This is a genomic window from Paenibacillus rhizovicinus, assembly GCF_010365285.1.
GTDB lineage: Bacteria > Bacillota > Bacilli > Paenibacillales > Paenibacillaceae > Paenibacillus_Z > Paenibacillus_Z rhizovicinus.
Map to the genome: position 1 here is coordinate 3,937,565 of NZ_CP048286.1, position 14,995 is coordinate 3,952,559.

Below are 14,995 nucleotides of genomic sequence, written 5' to 3' on the forward strand. Positions count from 1 at the left end.
TATTCGGCAGACCGAAAGTCAAGATCGTTATCGGCGCCGCCCATTCAGCTTGGCGATTAGGATAAGAATTTCTTCTTTCCATAGACTTGCAAACTTTATTCATTCTTATGTGGTTATAAAGAAGGCTAAAATTCTGTATACTAGTAGGATGAGAAAACCTCTATCGAAGCTATTCGAAGATGAGCGACCGCGGGTAGAGGTTTGTTTGATCGCCACTAAGGATTTGTTCATTCCATAGACTCGGAATCGAATAGATTCTTATGTGGACAGAAATTTTGTTTGGGAAAGGTTGGTCGTTATGGAGAATAAGACATCATCCTCTAACTTTATCAAGAACATCGTGAGCGACGACCTGCAGTCCGGCAAGGTGAGCGAGGTCGTTACCCGTTTCCCGCCGGAGCCGAACGGCTACCTGCACATCGGACATGCCAAGTCGATCTGCCTCAACTTCGAGCTTGCCGACGAATTCAAGGGCAGAACCAACTTGCGCTTTGACGACACGAATCCCGTAAAAGAAGATACAGAGTACGTGGAGGCGATTCAAGAGGACGTTCGCTGGCTCGGCTTCGAGTGGGACGACCTGCGCTTCGCTTCCGATTATTTCGAAGAAATGTACGATCGCGCCGTGCTGCTGATCAAGAAAGGCAAGGCATTCGTCTGCGACCTGTCCGCCGAGCAAATGCGCGAGATGCGCGGTTCGCTGACGCAGCCCGGCCAGAACAGCCCTTACCGCGACCGCAGCACCCTCGAGAACCTCGACCTGTTCGCTCGCATGCGGGCCGGCGAGTTCAAGGACGGCGAACGCATCCTCCGCGCCAAGATCGACATGGCATCGCCGAACATCAACCTGCGCGACCCTGCGCTGTACCGTATCGCGCATGCCCATCATCACCGGACCGGCGACGCTTGGTGCATCTACCCGATGTACGATTACGCGCATCCGATCGGCGACGCGATCGAAGGCGTCACGCATTCGATCTGTACGCTGGAATTCGAAGATCACCGTCCGCTGTATGACTGGGTGATCGAGGAATGCGAGCTGGAATCCAAGCCGCATCAATATGAATTCGCCCGCCTGAACGTCACGAATACGATCATGAGCAAACGGTACCTGAAGATGCTGGTCGACAAAGGCGTCGTCGAAAGCTGGGACGATCCGCGCATGCCGACGATCAGCGGTCTGCGCCGCAAAGGCTTCACGGCGGAAGCGCTCCGCGCGTTCTGCCGCGAAATCGGCGTTGCCCGCGCGTACAGCGTGGTCGACGAGCGGATGCTGGAATTCTTCATCCGCGAGGATTTGAAGCTGAAGGCGCCGCGCACGATGGCCGTGCTTCAGCCGCTGAAGGTCGTCATCACCAACTACCCGGAAGGGCAAGTGGAGATGCTGGACGCCGAGAACAATGCGGAGAACGAAGAGATGGGCATCCGCCAAATTCCGTTCTCGCGCGAAATCTATATCGAGCAGGACGACTTCATGGAGAATCCGCCGAGCAAATATTTCCGTTTGTTCCCGGGCAATGAAGTTCGCCTGAAGAACGCGTATTTTATCCGCTGCGAAGAGGCGATCAAGGATGCGGACGGCAACGTTGTCGAGCTTCGCTGCACCTATGACGTCGAGACGAAGAGCGGTTCCGGCTTTACCGGCCGCAAGGTCAAAGGCACGATCCACTGGGTCGAGGCTTCGCAAGCCGTTCCGGCGGAATTCCGCCTGTTCGAGCCGCTGCTTATCGACGAGGAAGGCACGGACGACAAGGAGTTCTTGGACCGCATCAATCCGAACTCGCTTACGACGCTGCAAGGCTTCGTCGAGCCGAACATGAAGGACGCGAAAGGACAGGATAAGTTCCAGTTCTTCCGCCATGGTTACTTCAACGTCGATCCGAAGCATACGAACGCGGAACGCGTCGTGTTCAACCGCATCGTGTCGCTGAAGAGCTCGTTTGATCCGAAAGCTTGATCCGGTATTTGAATGAAGGGGCTGTCCCATAGGGGGCGGCTCTTTTTTTTCGCCGATTGCCAGCCGTTCCGGTTATGCCCGTCATGCTAGTTATGCATGGGCAGTGCGGGCTTATCCAGCAAGGCTTGCAGCTGAACGAGACGGCCCTCGTCGTCAGCTTCATGGTTCGGCTCTTCATAGACGATAAAAGCATCGGGCGCTGTCCACCTGACACAGGCGGCCGACTTCGTATCCTGGAAAATATGACGGGTTTCGCCCGTGTACAGATTGATCAGATCGATGGTTTCGTCCGAAGCATCGGCTTGGACCTGATTGACCAGAACGGCCCATGAGCCGTAAGGGGAAGGATAGATTTGACGAATGGCGTTCAACCCCGGATAGCTGTAGGAAGCGGTTTCTCCCGTGACCAAATACGTGATGGTCAGTTTGCCCAAAGCTTCTTGATTGATTAAATAGGGATACGAGACGGCGGCAATCAGGGAGGAAGGAGCGATTTCCGTCTCCGTGCCGCGGGAGGTGTCCACTTCCGTGATTCGGTCGAAGCGGCGAATGAACAGCTCGTCCTTCAGGCCCCAGCCGAGGACGGAATAGCCGCCCGGCAAGAGGGCGCACTCCTCGCCCGTATCGAGATTTTTGCGCCACAGGAAGCCGTCATAGTTGCGGTCGTACGCCGCGTTGCGGTTGGAATAATAGATCAGCGTACGGCCGTCCGGACTGACGGTCGCGCTTCCGCCCCATATGGGAGATGCCGAATCTTCAAGCGTGTCTTTCTCTACCTCCTGAAGCTTGTATATGCCGTTCTCGTCCTCCAACAGCTTGTCCATGCGCGTCGTTACGAGGTCGATCGTATACAAATTGATGCCGGCTTCCGCGATGACCTTCGTCGCATGGCCGGGCCAGGGATGGATGGAGACGCCGTTGCTGTAGCTATCGAGGAGTAATGTGCCGCCGCTTGTTTCCATGGCGTCGAGCGTCAGTTCCAGCGGCTTGCCGTCGAAGCTGACAGTAAGCTGTTTATGTGTAATCGGCGCGCGGCCGACAGCATCGGTTTCCGAGGACTTACTTGAAGAATCGTTCGCCGTCCGCGCAGCGGATGACTGTGCCGCCGGGACCTTCGATCCGGTGTCCCGCAGCGCCGGCAAGGCTTCTTCGGCCTTCCGTTTCTCCGGCAGCGCGGTTAAGATCGCCGCGGCAATGACGATGCAGGCGAACGCTGATTTGCTTGTTCGGTTCATCGGGATCCTCCCTCATTTACAGCTCGTTTACAAGCATAGCATAGGAAATTGGAACAAGCTGTCGACGCTTGTCTGCCGGCGAAAATTTTGGTTTCCTGCGGAGGGACGATCTTGAGCGCACAGCAAAAAAAAGCCGGACGGTGCCCGTCCGGCTTCAAGCATTTTCAGATATCCCTAGGATTTTACCGTCATTTTCTCGAGCAATCCGATAATTTCCGCTGAATTCGTTTCCGATGCCGTCTGCAAATACTTAATCGCGTTCAAGGAAGCCTGATGCGCTTCGGGGCTCGAGCCGCGTACGCAGTCATGCATAATGCGAACGTAATAATCGTGCTGATGCGCATCGGCGGACGTGTAATGAACGCAGACATCGGTCAGAAACCCGCCAATGATGAGCGTTTCCACCTTCAGTCCTTTGAGCAGAATGTTCAAGTCCGTCGAGAAGAAACAGCTATACCGGCGCTTGCCGATCGTGAACTCGCCTTTCATCGGTTTCAAGTCGTCGAGAAATTCGACGTCCTCGGAGCCCTCAAGACAGTGCACGTCCTCGACGCCTTCGAGCTCTCTGCCGAAGTCCACCATCTCCGGACGGTGCAGCTCCTGGAAGAAAATAATCGGAATCTGCGCCTGCCGGGCTGATTCGAGGACGACTTTGATGTTATCCACCGCGGTTTGCGCGTCAAAGATCGGGATCGGCGTTTTATCGGGCGGAAGCAGGGAGCCCTTCGTTACATCGATAATCAACAGCGCTGCTTTTCCCACGATCGTATCGATCGGTTGTTTCATTGGAAATCACTCCGTTTCGGTAGAATAGGGGTTATTAGAGGCTATTGGTATAAAAAATTGTCGAAGAGGTCGGGGGCCTTGATGTCGTTCTTGATTAATTTCTTATCCAAGAAGAAGGAGGAGAAGTCTTGGGCATGCTGCTCGAGGCTGCTCAGGCCGTCGGTCATTTTGAGCTTGACCTCGCTTTGCGGGATGAGCTTGACGCCGTCCATCATGGATTTCACGTCATCTTTGCTCGCATCGAGCTTCTCGCCCACGATCGTCGCTGCTTCGTCGGTATCGGAATAGTAGAATTGCGTGCCTTTATCGATCGCGTCGACGAGCTTGCGGATCTCGGAACCGTGGTCTTGGATGAGATTTTCGGAGGCGACCATGCCGTCGATAATCAAATCGGGCGCTTCCTTCGTGGAGAATAGCAAGTTACCGCCTTTGGCCATCGATTGCGAGAGGTAAGGCTCCCAGGTTACCGCGGCGTCCACCTTGCCGGACATGAACAGCGGGCCCGTTTGTTCAGGCGCGACATTGCTCAGCTTCACATCGGATTCGGAGAGGCCGGCTTGCTTGAGCGCGTGATCAAGGAGAAAATGGTTCACGGCGCCGATCGTCGCGGCGACCGTCTTGCCTTTCAAATCGGCAATGGTCTTGATATCCTTGTCGGCTACGATACCGTCCGCGCCGCTGGAGAGATCGGTGAGGCTGAATACTTTGAGGTTCTTCGACGCTTCGTTCGATTTGACCATAACCGCGGTATCGAGCGTCGTCAGCGCGATGTCCACGTTGTCGCTAAGCAGTGCTTGAGTAGCTTCCGTAGGGCTGGCGAATTCAATTAGCTTGACGTCGATGCCGGCGTCTTTGAAGTATCCCTTGCTGTCGGCGATAAACAGGCCGGCGCTTCCGACCCATTGGTTGTACGCGACCCGCAGCGCGATGTCCGCGTCCTTGGAGCTGTTCGTTCCGCAAGCGGATATCGCTGCGATGGAGAGCAATGCCGCGGGAATGAGCAAGTACCGGTTGCGTTTATTCATCTTGCACCCCTCCTTTTCAAAATAAAAAGCCCGGGAAATTAGATCGCTCTAATCTCCCGGGCTTTTATCCCTCCGTGTAGCCGCGCGCGCAGCCGCTCTCTCTCGGTCCAGGCTTTGCCGATCTGCCGCCAGCAACAAATCGATAAACGGAACCCTAGAGAACAATTTTGTTAGGTTTTATAACATAATCATAACACCTAACTCGGGATAGTCAATATAAAGAGTGGGTATTTTTGTTTCATCAGCTTTTAATGTTATGAAACATTACGCCAAATCTGCTTTAGTGCCACTTCACGACGTCCGCATAAGGCAGGAAGGTGCGTTCGCCCGGCGTCTCGGCCGGCCGCCCGTAAGGCATCTGAGCAACGAGTGCCCAGTCGTCCGGAATTTCCCACTCGCGCATGACCTTCTCGTCGATGATCGGGTTATAGTGCTGCAGCGATGCGGCAAGGCCCTGTTCGGTCAAGCCGAGCCAGACGGCGTACTGCAGAATGGCGCTTCCTTGCTGCGACCAATTGTGGAAGTGCGCCTGGTAGGACGGCGGCGATTTCTCCTGCGTCGTCTTGACCAGGGCTTGGTCCTCGAAGAACAGCACGGTGCCGGCTCCGGCGCGGAAGCCGTTCATGCGGTCCTGCGTCGCGCCGAATTTCTCGGCCGGTACACGGGCGCGCAATGTCTCCGTGACGATATCCCACAGCTGCTCGTGGTGCGCGCCGGTCAATACGACCAACCGGCCGCTCTGCATATTGAAGGCTGAAGGCGCATGGAGGGCAAGCTTGATGACTTCCTCGATCTGCGACCGCGGCACCTCCGGCTCGTTGGTCAGCTTGCGAATGGAACGGCGTCCTTTTACGATCTCTTCCAATGACATCTGAATCATCCTCCCTGGTTGCTCTCGCGTTCATTCCTGCTTCAAGCGTAGTCTTCTAATACTTCCCGTTGTAAAATCGTCCCCGCCACCTGCTTGACCGTCGCTTTCGCAAGCTCTGCCTCCATCGCGGTTTGTGCATGAGCCAGCGTATCTTCGAGCGCGGACGTAATATGCCGGCCTACCCGGCAAGCCGGATTGGTATCTTCATGCAGGGAGAACAAGCCTTCCTGCTGTTCCTGCCTTACCGCGCGGTACACGTCGAGCAGCGTGATTCGGTCTGCATCGCGAGTGAGCTCGGCACCGGCAACGCCGGCCGTTGTGCGGATGAGGCCTGCTTTGCTCAGCATCCCCATCATGCGCCGAATGACGACGGGATTGGTGTTGACGCTGCCCGCGATCCGCTCCGAGGTCAAGCGGGCCGGATGCGTGACATCGAGCAAGCACAAGACGTGGACGGCAACCGAAAATCGACTGCTGATGGCCATATGGACTATCCTTCCCTAATTGGTCGTTCTCTTCCTGTAATTATTATAGTTACAGCTCGGACGCGCGTCAAAGCCGAGCCCGAGCTTCGGCATGCCGCAGGCCGGGCCTTCTTCACAATCCATTCACCGCCATTTATACTGGGAGAAACAGGAAAGCGGAGCGGTGTAGGGAGGAGGGCGCGGATGCGAAGCGACAAGGGCCGGAAAATTATCGTGCTGGCAGCCCTATTGCTGCTAGTGATTACGGCGGTTTGCGCCTGGTGTCCGTGGGTCGGCCGGAGTTATGCGGCCGACAGGACGACGGCGCATTTTCGGCTGGAATGGAAAGACACGGCGGATGGATGCGGCTTCGATTGTCCCGATTGCGGCGTCAAGCAAACACGGAGAACGATGTTCGGCACGAAGGTTTCCGTTGCCTACCAATGCGGGCAGCTGCCGAGCGAGCCGGCTTCCGCAGACAACAGAACGAAAACCTATTTTGTGTCCTTCCTAGGGACTGTCCATGAATAGTTGCGGGAAGGAAGTCTTCTCTTGAATCTCTGCGTAAGTAATAGGTATCGAACGATAAAAGGAGGGTGGCTATGAGAGCGGAGGAAGTGACCGGCGTTATTCTTGCAGGCGGGCTGAGCACGCGCATGGGAAGTGACAAGGCGCTGCTGCCTGTGGCGGGCAAACCGCTTATTCGTCATTTGGCGGAAGGGATGCTGGCGCTCGGTATCCGGCGCATTGTCGTCGCTTGCGGCACGGAAGAAAGGGGGCGGGATTACGGCAACCGGCTGCAGGGGCTGCATCAAGGGCTGACGGGGGAGATTGCTTTTGCGGCTGACCGTTACCCGGGCTGCGGCCCGTTGGCCGGTTTGCATGCGGCGTTGTCCGCGATGCCGGAAGGCGGGTATGCCTTCGTCATGGCATGCGACATGCCGATGGTTTCGGCGGCGCTGTTCGACCGGCTGCGGCAGGCCGTTACTGGCACCGAGGCGTTACTCGATCCAACGCCGCAAGCCGTCTTAACGCCGAACCAGCCCTTCCATGCGCTCTACCATGCGAGCGCGCTTGGGGAGCTGGAGCCGCGGCTGGAACGAAGCGATCTGCGGGTCATGTCGCTGCTGGGCGCGCTGCGGACCATAAGGGTCGCCATATCCGAGGAGGATGAGGCGTCGGCCTTCATCAACCTGAATACGCCCGAGCTATACGAGCAGTTTGCGCGCCGCAGCGAGTAGGCTTATCTGAGAGCGAATGAGAAGGAGAGGCTGGGGCTGGCGGACGGAACTCGTCAGCATCTCAATAAAAGGCAAGGCCGTTGTCGCTGCACAACGGCCTTGCCTTTTATGTTTTTGCCGAAGTCGATGAATCAGCAGACAGACAGGCAGCGGGCAGCGTGCCGCAAGCCTCGTGCCGCAAGCCTCGTGCCGCTAAAAGCTCATCGGTTAGGATGCAATCGTGCCCTGCACATTCGCGTCGCCGCGGGCTTTGCCGCCGCTGCCGATCCAAGATTTCTTCCAAGCGCCTTGAACGAGCAGAATCAGCGTGATGCAGACGAGCGCTACGCCGCTCAGAATGAGGAAGCCCGACGAGTAAGAGCCGGTGGACAGCTTCAGGTTGCCGAGGATCTTCGGCAGGAAGTAGCCGCCAAGCCCGCCCGCGGCGCCGACGATGCCCGTGACGATGCCGATCTCGTTCTGGAAGCGGAGCGGAACGAGCTGGAACACGGAGCCGTTGCCCATGCCGAGCGCCATCATGCCGATGAACAGGAGGACCAAGATGACCGGCAGCGAGGGAAGGGACGAAATGCAGCCCATCATGATCGCGACGATGCCGTAGAGCAGGGTCAGCATGCGGAGACCGCCGACCCGGTCGGCCAGCCAGCCGCCCACTGGACGGAAGAAACTGCCGGCGATAACGCAGAGCGTGGCGAAGTCCGCCGCCCGCACCGGGCTGAGTCCGTATTGGGTGTTGAAGAAGATGGTCAAGTAATTGGACATGCCGACGAAACCGCCGAACGTCACGCAGTAGAAGATGCAGAACATCCACGTATCGCGCTGGCGCAGCACGGCGCCGTAATCGGAGAGCTTGCGCGGCGCGGGCTGGTTCGGACTGTCTTTGGCCAGCAAAGTGAAGAGGACGAAGACGAGCGCGATCGGAATGATCGCAAGGCCGAACACGACATGCCAAGTGCCGAAATGCTGCGCGATCCGATTCGCGAACAACGTCGAGAACACGGTTCCGCTGTTCCCTGCTCCAGCGATGCCCATGGCGAGACCTTGATACTTCGGCGGATACCAGCGGCTGGCAAGCGGCAGCGCCGCGGCGAAGGACGCGCCGGCGATGCCGAGCATCAAGGCGACGATGTACAGCTCATTCAACGAATCGACGAATTTCCATCCCCAGACTAGAGGCACCAGCGTCAAGATCAGACCCATTTGCCCGGTGCGTTTCGGCCCGATGACGTCCGTCAGATAGCCCAGCACGAGTCGCAGCACCGATCCGCCGAGAACGGGCAGGGCGACGAGATTGGCTTTCTGCGCGGCATCCATTTGATAGTCGCTCATAATGACGACGGCCAGCGGGCCAAGCAGCGACCAAACCATAAAGCTTAAATCGAAATACAGGAATGCGCTTAGCAGCGAGGGGCCATGCCCGCTCTTCAAGAAACTTTTGCGGTCCATCATGATACAAAACTCCTCTCCAGGTTGGAAGTGCTCATCTCTCTCTGTCTCTCTGTCATTGCAATCGCGCCGAGCGCGCAGAAAAGGCCGCATCGCAGTCTAGAGAAACTGCAATGCGGCCTCGTTGCCATCGGCAGCACGTCGGTGTGCGCGCCTAGTGATCGATCGGATACACGTCTTTGTGATCTTAGTTTGCATTATAGGGGGACAGAAAACGTGATGTCAATATACCTCACACAAAATAATGAAAATGTACGATCCGGCTGTCAATTGCCATACCTGCTCCGATGCCGCGTCGTTATTTCAGCCGTGAATGAGCTGGTACACCTTCACGATCGAGGCGGAAACATCTCCGATCCGCTTGCGTTCGTTCATCGCTTGCTTGCGGAGAAAATCGTAGGCCTCGGCTTCGGTAATCCCTTTGATTTCGCACAGTACGGCCTTCGCTTGATCGATCCACTTGCGTTCTTCGATCCGCTGCGTCAGCTGCTCCCGTTCCTCCGCCCAGCGCTTGCGCTGCTGGAAGTTACGGAGTCCCCATTGAAGGGCGACGTTCATTTCAGGGCTGTTCATCGAACCGAATAGGACGCCATCGAGCGCCAATCCCCAGTCGCTGTCTGTGGGCGCCGCGCCGTCCGGGCACAGCCACAACGTCGGCAGCCGACGCATTCCTGCGATCGCGGACTGCCATTCGCCCAGCTCTTGGTGCGGCACATGGAGCACGACCGCGTCGGTCGTGCCGATGCTGCGCCGGACGTCGTTCACGCTTGTCGCCCGTTGCAGGGTCTTGCAGCAACGCTGCAGATTTTGCACGTCGATAGGGGGTGAATCTTTCTCAACCAGAAGAATGGATTTCAAACGGTTATCACCTCGGTGGATGGGGCATGGGGCTTAATGAATAGGCCGAATCAGGCTCGTGGAGTGTAACGGAAGGTGACATTGATTAGGACGGATTACGAACTAAAAAGAAGCCTCTGGTAGTATTATTAAACGAATGTACATTTCGTGTCAAGAATGTTGACATATATCTGAGTACGAAATATAATCGAGTCAAGATCTTCGATTAGGGCGGCACAACGGCGTGCCCTCGCGATCAGGCAATGGAGCCTATCTCAAGCGTCTATGTTTTATTTGACGCGGGGATGGGCTTTTTATGTTCCCGGGGGATCACGCCATTAAGCGGTGACGCGGGCAAGACTCGTAACACTTATACGTGAAGGAGAGATTCGTTATGAAAAAGAAGCTCGTCATGATTGGAAACGGCATGGCCGGCGTTTCCTTCGTCGAACAACTATTGAAGCTGAATCCGAGCGGCTACGAGATTTCCATTATCGGCGCGGAGCCGCATCCGAACTATAACCGCATCATGCTGTCGTCCGTTCTTGCGGGGGACGCGAGCATGAACGATATTATTTTGAACGACTGGCACTGGTACCGGGATAACGGCATCCGGCTGCTGGCGGGGCAAGAGGCGGTCGCGGTCGATACCGCACAGCGATCCGTGACTACGAGCGCGGGAGAGAGGCTGCAGTACGACGATCTGGTATTCGCGACGGGTTCGCTGCCGTTCATGCTGCCTCTGCCGGGCGCCGACAAAGCGGGGGTCATTGCCTTCCGCGACATCAAAGACTGCGAGACGATGATCGAAACCGCCAAGCGCTACCGCAAGGCGGTCGTAATCGGCGGCGGCTTGCTCGGTCTCGAAGCGGCGCGGGGCCTCATCAACTTAAACATGGAAGTCAGCGTCGTCCATATACATGGCTATTTAATGGAGAAGCAATTAGACGAGACGGCATCGCGCATGCTGCAAGCGGAGCTGGAACGTCAGGGCATGAAGTTTCTGCTGGCAAAGCAATCGGATGCGATCTTGGGCGAGGAACGCGTGACGGGTATCGCTTTCAAAGACGGCACGCGCGAAGACGCCGATCTGATCGTCATGGCGGTCGGCATTCGGCCGAACGTTCTGCTGGCCAAGAGCAGCGGCGTCGAGGTGAACCGCGGCATCGTGGTGAACGACTTCATGCAAACGAACGTTGCGAATATTCACGCCGTCGGCGAGTGCGCGGAACACCGCGGCATGGTTTATGGATTAGTGGCGCCGCTGTACGAGCAAGGCGCGGTTCTGGCCAAAAGGCTGGCCGGCGCGGAGAGCGGCGGTTACCACGGGTCGGTGCTGTCGACGAAGCTCAAGGTGTCCGGCGTGAACGTATTCTCGGCCGGCCGCTTCGCCGAACAGCCGGGGACGAAATCGCTCCGCGTTCAGGATGATTTGGACGGCGTCTATAAGAAGGTGGTGTTCGAGAACGGCAAGGTCGTCGGCGCGGTGCTGTTCGGCGATACGAGCGACAGCTCCAAGCTGTTCTCGGCCATCCGCAGCGGCAAGGATTACACCGGTTCGGAGAGGGAGGTCCTGTTCGGCCCTGCCGGCAGCGGCGGGGGCGGCAAAGGCGGTGCGAGCACGGCGGATCTCGTCACGGCCATGAGCGGCGACGAAATCGTCTGCGGCTGCAACGGCGTGACGAAGGATGATCTCGCCCATGCGATTACCGAGAAGGGATGCGCCAGCGTTGCCGACCTGAAAGCCTGCACGAAGGCATCCGGCGGCTGCGGCGGCTGCAAGCCGCTCGTGGAAGCGATCCTGACCGCGACGCTCGGCGCCGATCAAGTGGCCCAAGCGAAGGAAGGAATCTGCGGCTGTACGACGCTGTCCCGCGACGAAGTGGTCGACGCCATTCGGAAGATGCGGCTGACGACGACGAAGGAAGTCATGCACGTGCTGGATTGGCATCATCCGGAGGGCTGCTCCAAATGCCGCCCCGCGCTCAATTATTACCTCGGCATGGCGTTCCCGGAAGAGCACGAGGATGAGCAGGAATCGCGCTTCGTCAACGAACGCAACCACGCCAATATCCAGAAGGACGGCACGTATTCCGTCGTACCGCGCATCTACGGCGGCGTGACGACGCCGGAGGATCTGATGAAGATCGCCACGGTCGCGGAGAAGTACCGGGTGCCGCTCGTCAAATTCACCGGCGGCCAGCGGATCGACCTGCTCGGCGTGAAGAAAGAAGACCTGCCGGGCATGTGGAAGGATCTCGACATGCCATCCGGCTATGCGTACGGCAAGTCGCTGCGCACGGTCAAAACCTGCGTCGGCAACACGTTCTGCCGCTTCGGCACCCAGGATGCCATTAAGATGGGCGTCGATCTGGAGAAGAAATTCGAACGCTTGAACACGCCGCACAAAGTGAAGCTGGCCGTGTCCGGCTGCCCGCGCAACTGCGCGGAGGCGACGATCAAGGATCTTGGCGTCGTCGCCATCGACGGCGGCTGGGAGATCTACGTCGCCGGCAACGGCGGTACCCGCGTCCGCGCGGCGGATCTGCTGACCAAGGTCAAGACGGAGGAAGAAGTGCTCGGCTGGACCGGCGCTTACTTGCAGTACTACCGCGAAACGGCGAATTATCTGGAGCGCACGAGCGAATGGTCGCTGCGCGTCGGGCTGGACGCGATCAAGCGGGCGCTCGAGAAGCAGGAGGATCGCGATGCGCTGAACGCGCGCATTGATAAAACGTTAGAGCTGACGAAGGACCCATGGAAGGAAATCATCGAGAGCGACAGTTTGCGCAGCGCGTTCGAGACGCTGACATCGCCGGCAGGGTCGTAGGCGGTTAGCGGGCAGTGGCAAGGCAAGCAATCAGTTAATATTGCATACCACGACTATAGAGATAACGCTGCCGCCCTGGCGGCAGCGTAAAGGAGCGGAAGAGCGATGGGCAAAGTGATTGTAGGTCATATTTCCGAATTTCCCGAGCGTTCGGGCCGGGTGTTCCGGATGGGCAGTCTGGAGCTGGCGCTGTTCAAGCTGTCCGACGGCACGGTCAAGGCGATCGAGAACCGGTGTCCGCATAAGCACGGCAAGCTGTCCGAAGGAATCGTGTGCGACCATCATGTGTATTGTCCCCTGCATGATTGGAAGATCGATCTGCATGACGGGATCGTGCAGGCGCCGGATCAAGGCTGCGTGAATGCGTACCGGGTCGAGGTGGACGGCGACGGCGAAGTGATTCTGTTCCTGGAGGACGGCTTGGAAGCGAAAGTATCCTAGGGAGCGCAGGCGCAAGTGAGCATGATGCATCATCACGGCTTCAATAGAGCGGAATCAAGATAGGAGGCGGCGACAATGACGGCAGCGCGACTGGAAGGGAAAGTCATAGCGGTAACGGGACCGCGCAAGGCGGACGATTTCGGCAAACTGGTGGCCAAATTCGGCGGGACGGCGGTGTCTCGCCCGGTGCAGGGTCAAGTTTACTTGGATGAAACGACGATCGAGGAACAGCTGCGCGCATTGATCGCTCATCCGGCGGATTGGCTCCTGCTGACGACCGGCACAGGCACGGAAGCGCTGCTCGAATCGGCAGAAAGGCTCGGACTTCTTATGGCGTTCCTCGCCGCGCTCGGCCGAATGCGGATTGCGGCCCGCGGCTACAAAACAGTGGCGGCGCTGCGCAGGTTCGGCCTGGCGCCGGATGCGCGCGACGACGACGGCACGACGGCCGGCCTGCTTCGCGCGATGGAGCATTGCGACCTTGCCGGGCGGCGGGTCGCGCTCCAGCTGTACGGCGATCCCGCCCCGCGCATCATTAGCGAGCTCGAAGCCCGGGGCGCCGTCTGCGAAGAACTGCTCCCGTACCGTCATCTGCCTCCCGAGGACGGCGACGTCGGCCGGCTGGTCGATGAGATCGTCGGCGGCGAGGTGGATGCCGTCGCCTTCACGAGCACGGCGCAGGTCCGCTGCGTCATGGGCTGGGCGGCCGAACGCGGCAAGCTGGAAGCGGTAAGGGAGGCGTTCGCTGGCCGAGTGCTCGCGGCAGCCGTCGGCAAACTGTCGGCGGAGGCGCTGCATGAGGAAGGCGTGGAACGGGTGCTGTTCCCGGAGGAAGAACGGATGGGCAGCATGGTGGTGGCGATCGGCAAGTTTTTCGCCGTATCCGAAGAAGACGTCGCTTAAGGAGGGAACGGGCATGAGCCGCAGCGGAAAAGTTTACTTAACGGGCGCGGGACCGGGCGACCCCAAGCTGATCACCGTGGGCGGCTTGGAGAGCATCCGCCGGGCGGACGTCATTATATACGACAGGCTCGTATCCGAAGCGCTGCTGAAGGAAGCGCGCAAGGATGCGGAGCTGCTCTACGTCGGCAAAGCCTCCGGTCATCATACGATGAAGCAAGACGAGATTAATGCGCTTATCGCCGCGCATGCGCAGCGCGGACTCACGGTGACCCGCCTGAAGGGCGGCGATCCGTTCGTGTTCGGCCGCGGCGGCGAAGAGGCGGCTTATCTATCCGAGCGAGGCATTCCGTTCGAAATCATCCCCGGCATTTCATCCTGCATCGCCGCGCCGGCGTATGCCGGCATTCCGGTCACGCAGCGCCAGCTTGCGGCTTCGTTCGCCGTCATCACGGGCCACGAGTGCGCGGACAAAGACGGCGCATGCGTGGATTGGGCGTGGGCGGCCGGCGCGGAAACGCTCGTCATTCTGATGGGGCTGCAGCAGCTGCCCGAAATCGTGGAACAGCTGCTCGGGAACGGCAAGCCGCCGGCCACGCCGATCGCGCTGATCCAGAACGGCACATGGGAGGAGCAGCGGGTGGTCGTCGGCACGCTGAAGACGATTATGTCGATGCCGGAGACGGCGCAGCTTCGCAGTCCGGCCGCCATCGTCATCGGCCCGGTCGTCGGCATGCGGGACAAGCTGCAATGGCGGCCGGTCGAAGCCTTATTGCAAAATTAATATTTATTTTCCGAGAATCGGCCCTATTGCCGAAACCCTAGGATTGCGAACGGATTGACGTCTGAAGCGCTTACCTTTATACGAGGTTGGCGTTTTTTACATGCGCGGAATTTGTCGAACTGCCCATTGACACATCAAAATGCCGCTATATAATAAGGGTAATCAACTCGCAACACGA

General features: G+C 58.1%; 14 protein-coding genes and 1 riboswitch. Of the genes, 7 read left to right on the top strand and 7 right to left on the bottom strand.

The annotated features are described in order from the left end of the window. Positions 1 to 298: 298 nt before the first annotated feature. A complete protein-coding gene (locus tag GZH47_RS17715; protein WP_162642220.1) occupies positions 299 to 1,957 on the top strand; it encodes a glutamine--tRNA ligase/YqeY domain fusion protein in 1,659 nt (552 codons plus the stop codon). A gap of 86 nt (positions 1,958 to 2,043) precedes the next feature. On the opposite strand, the gene GZH47_RS17720 is transcribed toward GZH47_RS17715, so the two are convergent. The 5 genes from GZH47_RS17720 to GZH47_RS17740 form a co-directional block, all read right to left on the bottom strand. Then, positions 2,044 to 3,192 (bottom strand): TolB-like translocation protein, encoded by a 1,149-nt coding sequence (locus tag GZH47_RS17720; protein WP_162642222.1) that lies wholly within the window; start codon positions 3,190 to 3,192, stop codon positions 2,044 to 2,046. Between the two features lie 174 nt (positions 3,193 to 3,366). Continuing rightward, the gene (locus GZH47_RS17725; RefSeq protein WP_162642224.1) at positions 3,367 to 3,978 is read right to left on the bottom strand and encodes a cysteine hydrolase family protein; all 612 of its coding nucleotides are present in this window, start codon (positions 3,976 to 3,978) and stop codon (positions 3,367 to 3,369) included. 41 nt (positions 3,979 to 4,019) lie between these two features. Then, complete coding sequence (locus GZH47_RS17730) at positions 4,020 to 5,003, bottom strand: ABC transporter substrate-binding protein (RefSeq protein ID WP_162642226.1); 984 nt, start codon at positions 5,001 to 5,003, stop codon at positions 4,020 to 4,022. Positions 5,004 to 5,054: 51 nt separating this feature from the next. Then, positions 5,055 to 5,172, bottom strand: a riboswitch (guanidine-I (ykkC/yxkD leader). A 111-nt stretch (positions 5,173 to 5,283) separates the two neighbouring features. After that, complete coding sequence (locus GZH47_RS17735; protein WP_162642228.1) at positions 5,284 to 5,883, bottom strand: nitroreductase family protein; 600 nt, start codon at positions 5,881 to 5,883, stop codon at positions 5,284 to 5,286. A gap of 32 nt (positions 5,884 to 5,915) precedes the next feature. After that, complete coding sequence (locus tag GZH47_RS17740; RefSeq protein WP_162642230.1) at positions 5,916 to 6,359, bottom strand: Rrf2 family transcriptional regulator; 444 nt, start codon at positions 6,357 to 6,359, stop codon at positions 5,916 to 5,918. 183 nt (positions 6,360 to 6,542) lie between these two features. Here GZH47_RS17740 and GZH47_RS17745 point away from each other — a divergent pair, with 183 nt between their 5' ends. Together GZH47_RS17745 and mobA are read left to right on the top strand one after the other, a co-directional pair. Beyond that, positions 6,543 to 6,869: a hypothetical protein gene (locus GZH47_RS17745; RefSeq protein ID WP_162642232.1), complete on the top strand. Its 327-nt coding sequence runs from the start codon at positions 6,543 to 6,545 to the stop codon at positions 6,867 to 6,869. A 71-nt stretch (positions 6,870 to 6,940) separates the two neighbouring features. Next, positions 6,941 to 7,579: a molybdenum cofactor guanylyltransferase gene (mobA, locus tag GZH47_RS17750; RefSeq protein WP_162642235.1), complete on the top strand. Its 639-nt coding sequence runs from the start codon at positions 6,941 to 6,943 to the stop codon at positions 7,577 to 7,579. A 207-nt stretch (positions 7,580 to 7,786) separates the two neighbouring features. On the opposite strand, the gene GZH47_RS17755 is transcribed toward mobA, so the two are convergent. Both GZH47_RS17755 and GZH47_RS17760 read right to left on the bottom strand, forming a co-directional pair. Next, positions 7,787 to 9,025, bottom strand: coding sequence for a nitrate/nitrite transporter (locus tag GZH47_RS17755; RefSeq protein ID WP_162645306.1), 1,239 nt, complete (start codon positions 9,023 to 9,025; stop codon positions 7,787 to 7,789). 303 nt (positions 9,026 to 9,328) lie between these two features. After that, positions 9,329 to 9,883, bottom strand: a complete 555-nt coding sequence (locus tag GZH47_RS17760; RefSeq protein WP_225446115.1) for an ANTAR domain-containing response regulator — start codon at positions 9,881 to 9,883, stop codon at positions 9,329 to 9,331. Between the two features lie 373 nt (positions 9,884 to 10,256). On the opposite strand from GZH47_RS17760, the gene nirB reads away from it, so the two are divergent. The 4 genes from nirB (at position 10,257) to cobA (ending at position 14,817) form a co-directional block, all read left to right on the top strand. Beyond that, positions 10,257 to 12,692, top strand: a complete 2,436-nt coding sequence (gene nirB, locus GZH47_RS17765; protein WP_162642237.1) for a nitrite reductase large subunit NirB — start codon at positions 10,257 to 10,259, stop codon at positions 12,690 to 12,692. Between the two features lie 105 nt (positions 12,693 to 12,797). Further along, positions 12,798 to 13,133 carry a nitrite reductase small subunit NirD gene (nirD, locus tag GZH47_RS17770; protein WP_162642240.1) on the top strand — a complete coding sequence of 112 codons (336 nt, stop codon included), beginning with the start codon at positions 12,798 to 12,800 and terminating at the stop codon, positions 13,131 to 13,133. A 75-nt stretch (positions 13,134 to 13,208) separates the two neighbouring features. After that, on the top strand, positions 13,209 to 14,036 hold the full coding sequence (locus GZH47_RS17775; protein ID WP_162642242.1) for a uroporphyrinogen-III synthase: 828 nt from the start codon (positions 13,209 to 13,211) through the stop codon (positions 14,034 to 14,036). Positions 14,037 to 14,049: 13 nt separating this feature from the next. Further along, positions 14,050 to 14,817 (top strand): uroporphyrinogen-III C-methyltransferase, encoded by a 768-nt coding sequence (gene cobA / locus GZH47_RS17780; protein ID WP_162642244.1) that lies wholly within the window; start codon positions 14,050 to 14,052, stop codon positions 14,815 to 14,817. The last annotated feature ends 178 nt before the right edge of the window (positions 14,818 to 14,995 follow it).

Bases quoted from the DNA above. Each gene is read 5' to 3' on its own strand.
- GZH47_RS17715 (WP_162642220.1), top strand. From the start codon at position 299: ATGGAGAATAAGACATCATCCTCTAACTTTATCAAGAACATCGTGAGC.
- GZH47_RS17720 (WP_162642222.1), bottom strand. From the start codon at position 3,192: ATGAACCGAACAAGCAAATCAGCGTTCGCCTGCATCGTCATTGCCGCG.
- GZH47_RS17725 (WP_162642224.1), bottom strand. From the start codon at position 3,978: ATGAAACAACCGATCGATACGATCGTGGGAAAAGCAGCGCTGTTGATT.
- GZH47_RS17730 (WP_162642226.1), bottom strand. From the start codon at position 5,003: ATGAATAAACGCAACCGGTACTTGCTCATTCCCGCGGCATTGCTCTCC.
- GZH47_RS17735 (WP_162642228.1), bottom strand. From the start codon at position 5,883: ATGATTCAGATGTCATTGGAAGAGATCGTAAAAGGACGCCGTTCCATT.
- GZH47_RS17740 (WP_162642230.1), bottom strand. From the start codon at position 6,359: ATGGCCATCAGCAGTCGATTTTCGGTTGCCGTCCACGTCTTGTGCTTG.
- GZH47_RS17745 (WP_162642232.1), top strand. From the start codon at position 6,543: ATGCGAAGCGACAAGGGCCGGAAAATTATCGTGCTGGCAGCCCTATTG.
- mobA (WP_162642235.1), top strand. From the start codon at position 6,941: ATGAGAGCGGAGGAAGTGACCGGCGTTATTCTTGCAGGCGGGCTGAGC.
- GZH47_RS17755 (WP_162645306.1), bottom strand. From the start codon at position 9,025: ATGGACCGCAAAAGTTTCTTGAAGAGCGGGCATGGCCCCTCGCTGCTA.
- nirB (WP_162642237.1), top strand. From the start codon at position 10,257: ATGAAAAAGAAGCTCGTCATGATTGGAAACGGCATGGCCGGCGTTTCC.
- nirD (WP_162642240.1), top strand. From the start codon at position 12,798: ATGGGCAAAGTGATTGTAGGTCATATTTCCGAATTTCCCGAGCGTTCG.
- GZH47_RS17775 (WP_162642242.1), top strand. From the start codon at position 13,209: ATGACGGCAGCGCGACTGGAAGGGAAAGTCATAGCGGTAACGGGACCG.
- cobA (WP_162642244.1), top strand. From the start codon at position 14,050: ATGAGCCGCAGCGGAAAAGTTTACTTAACGGGCGCGGGACCGGGCGAC.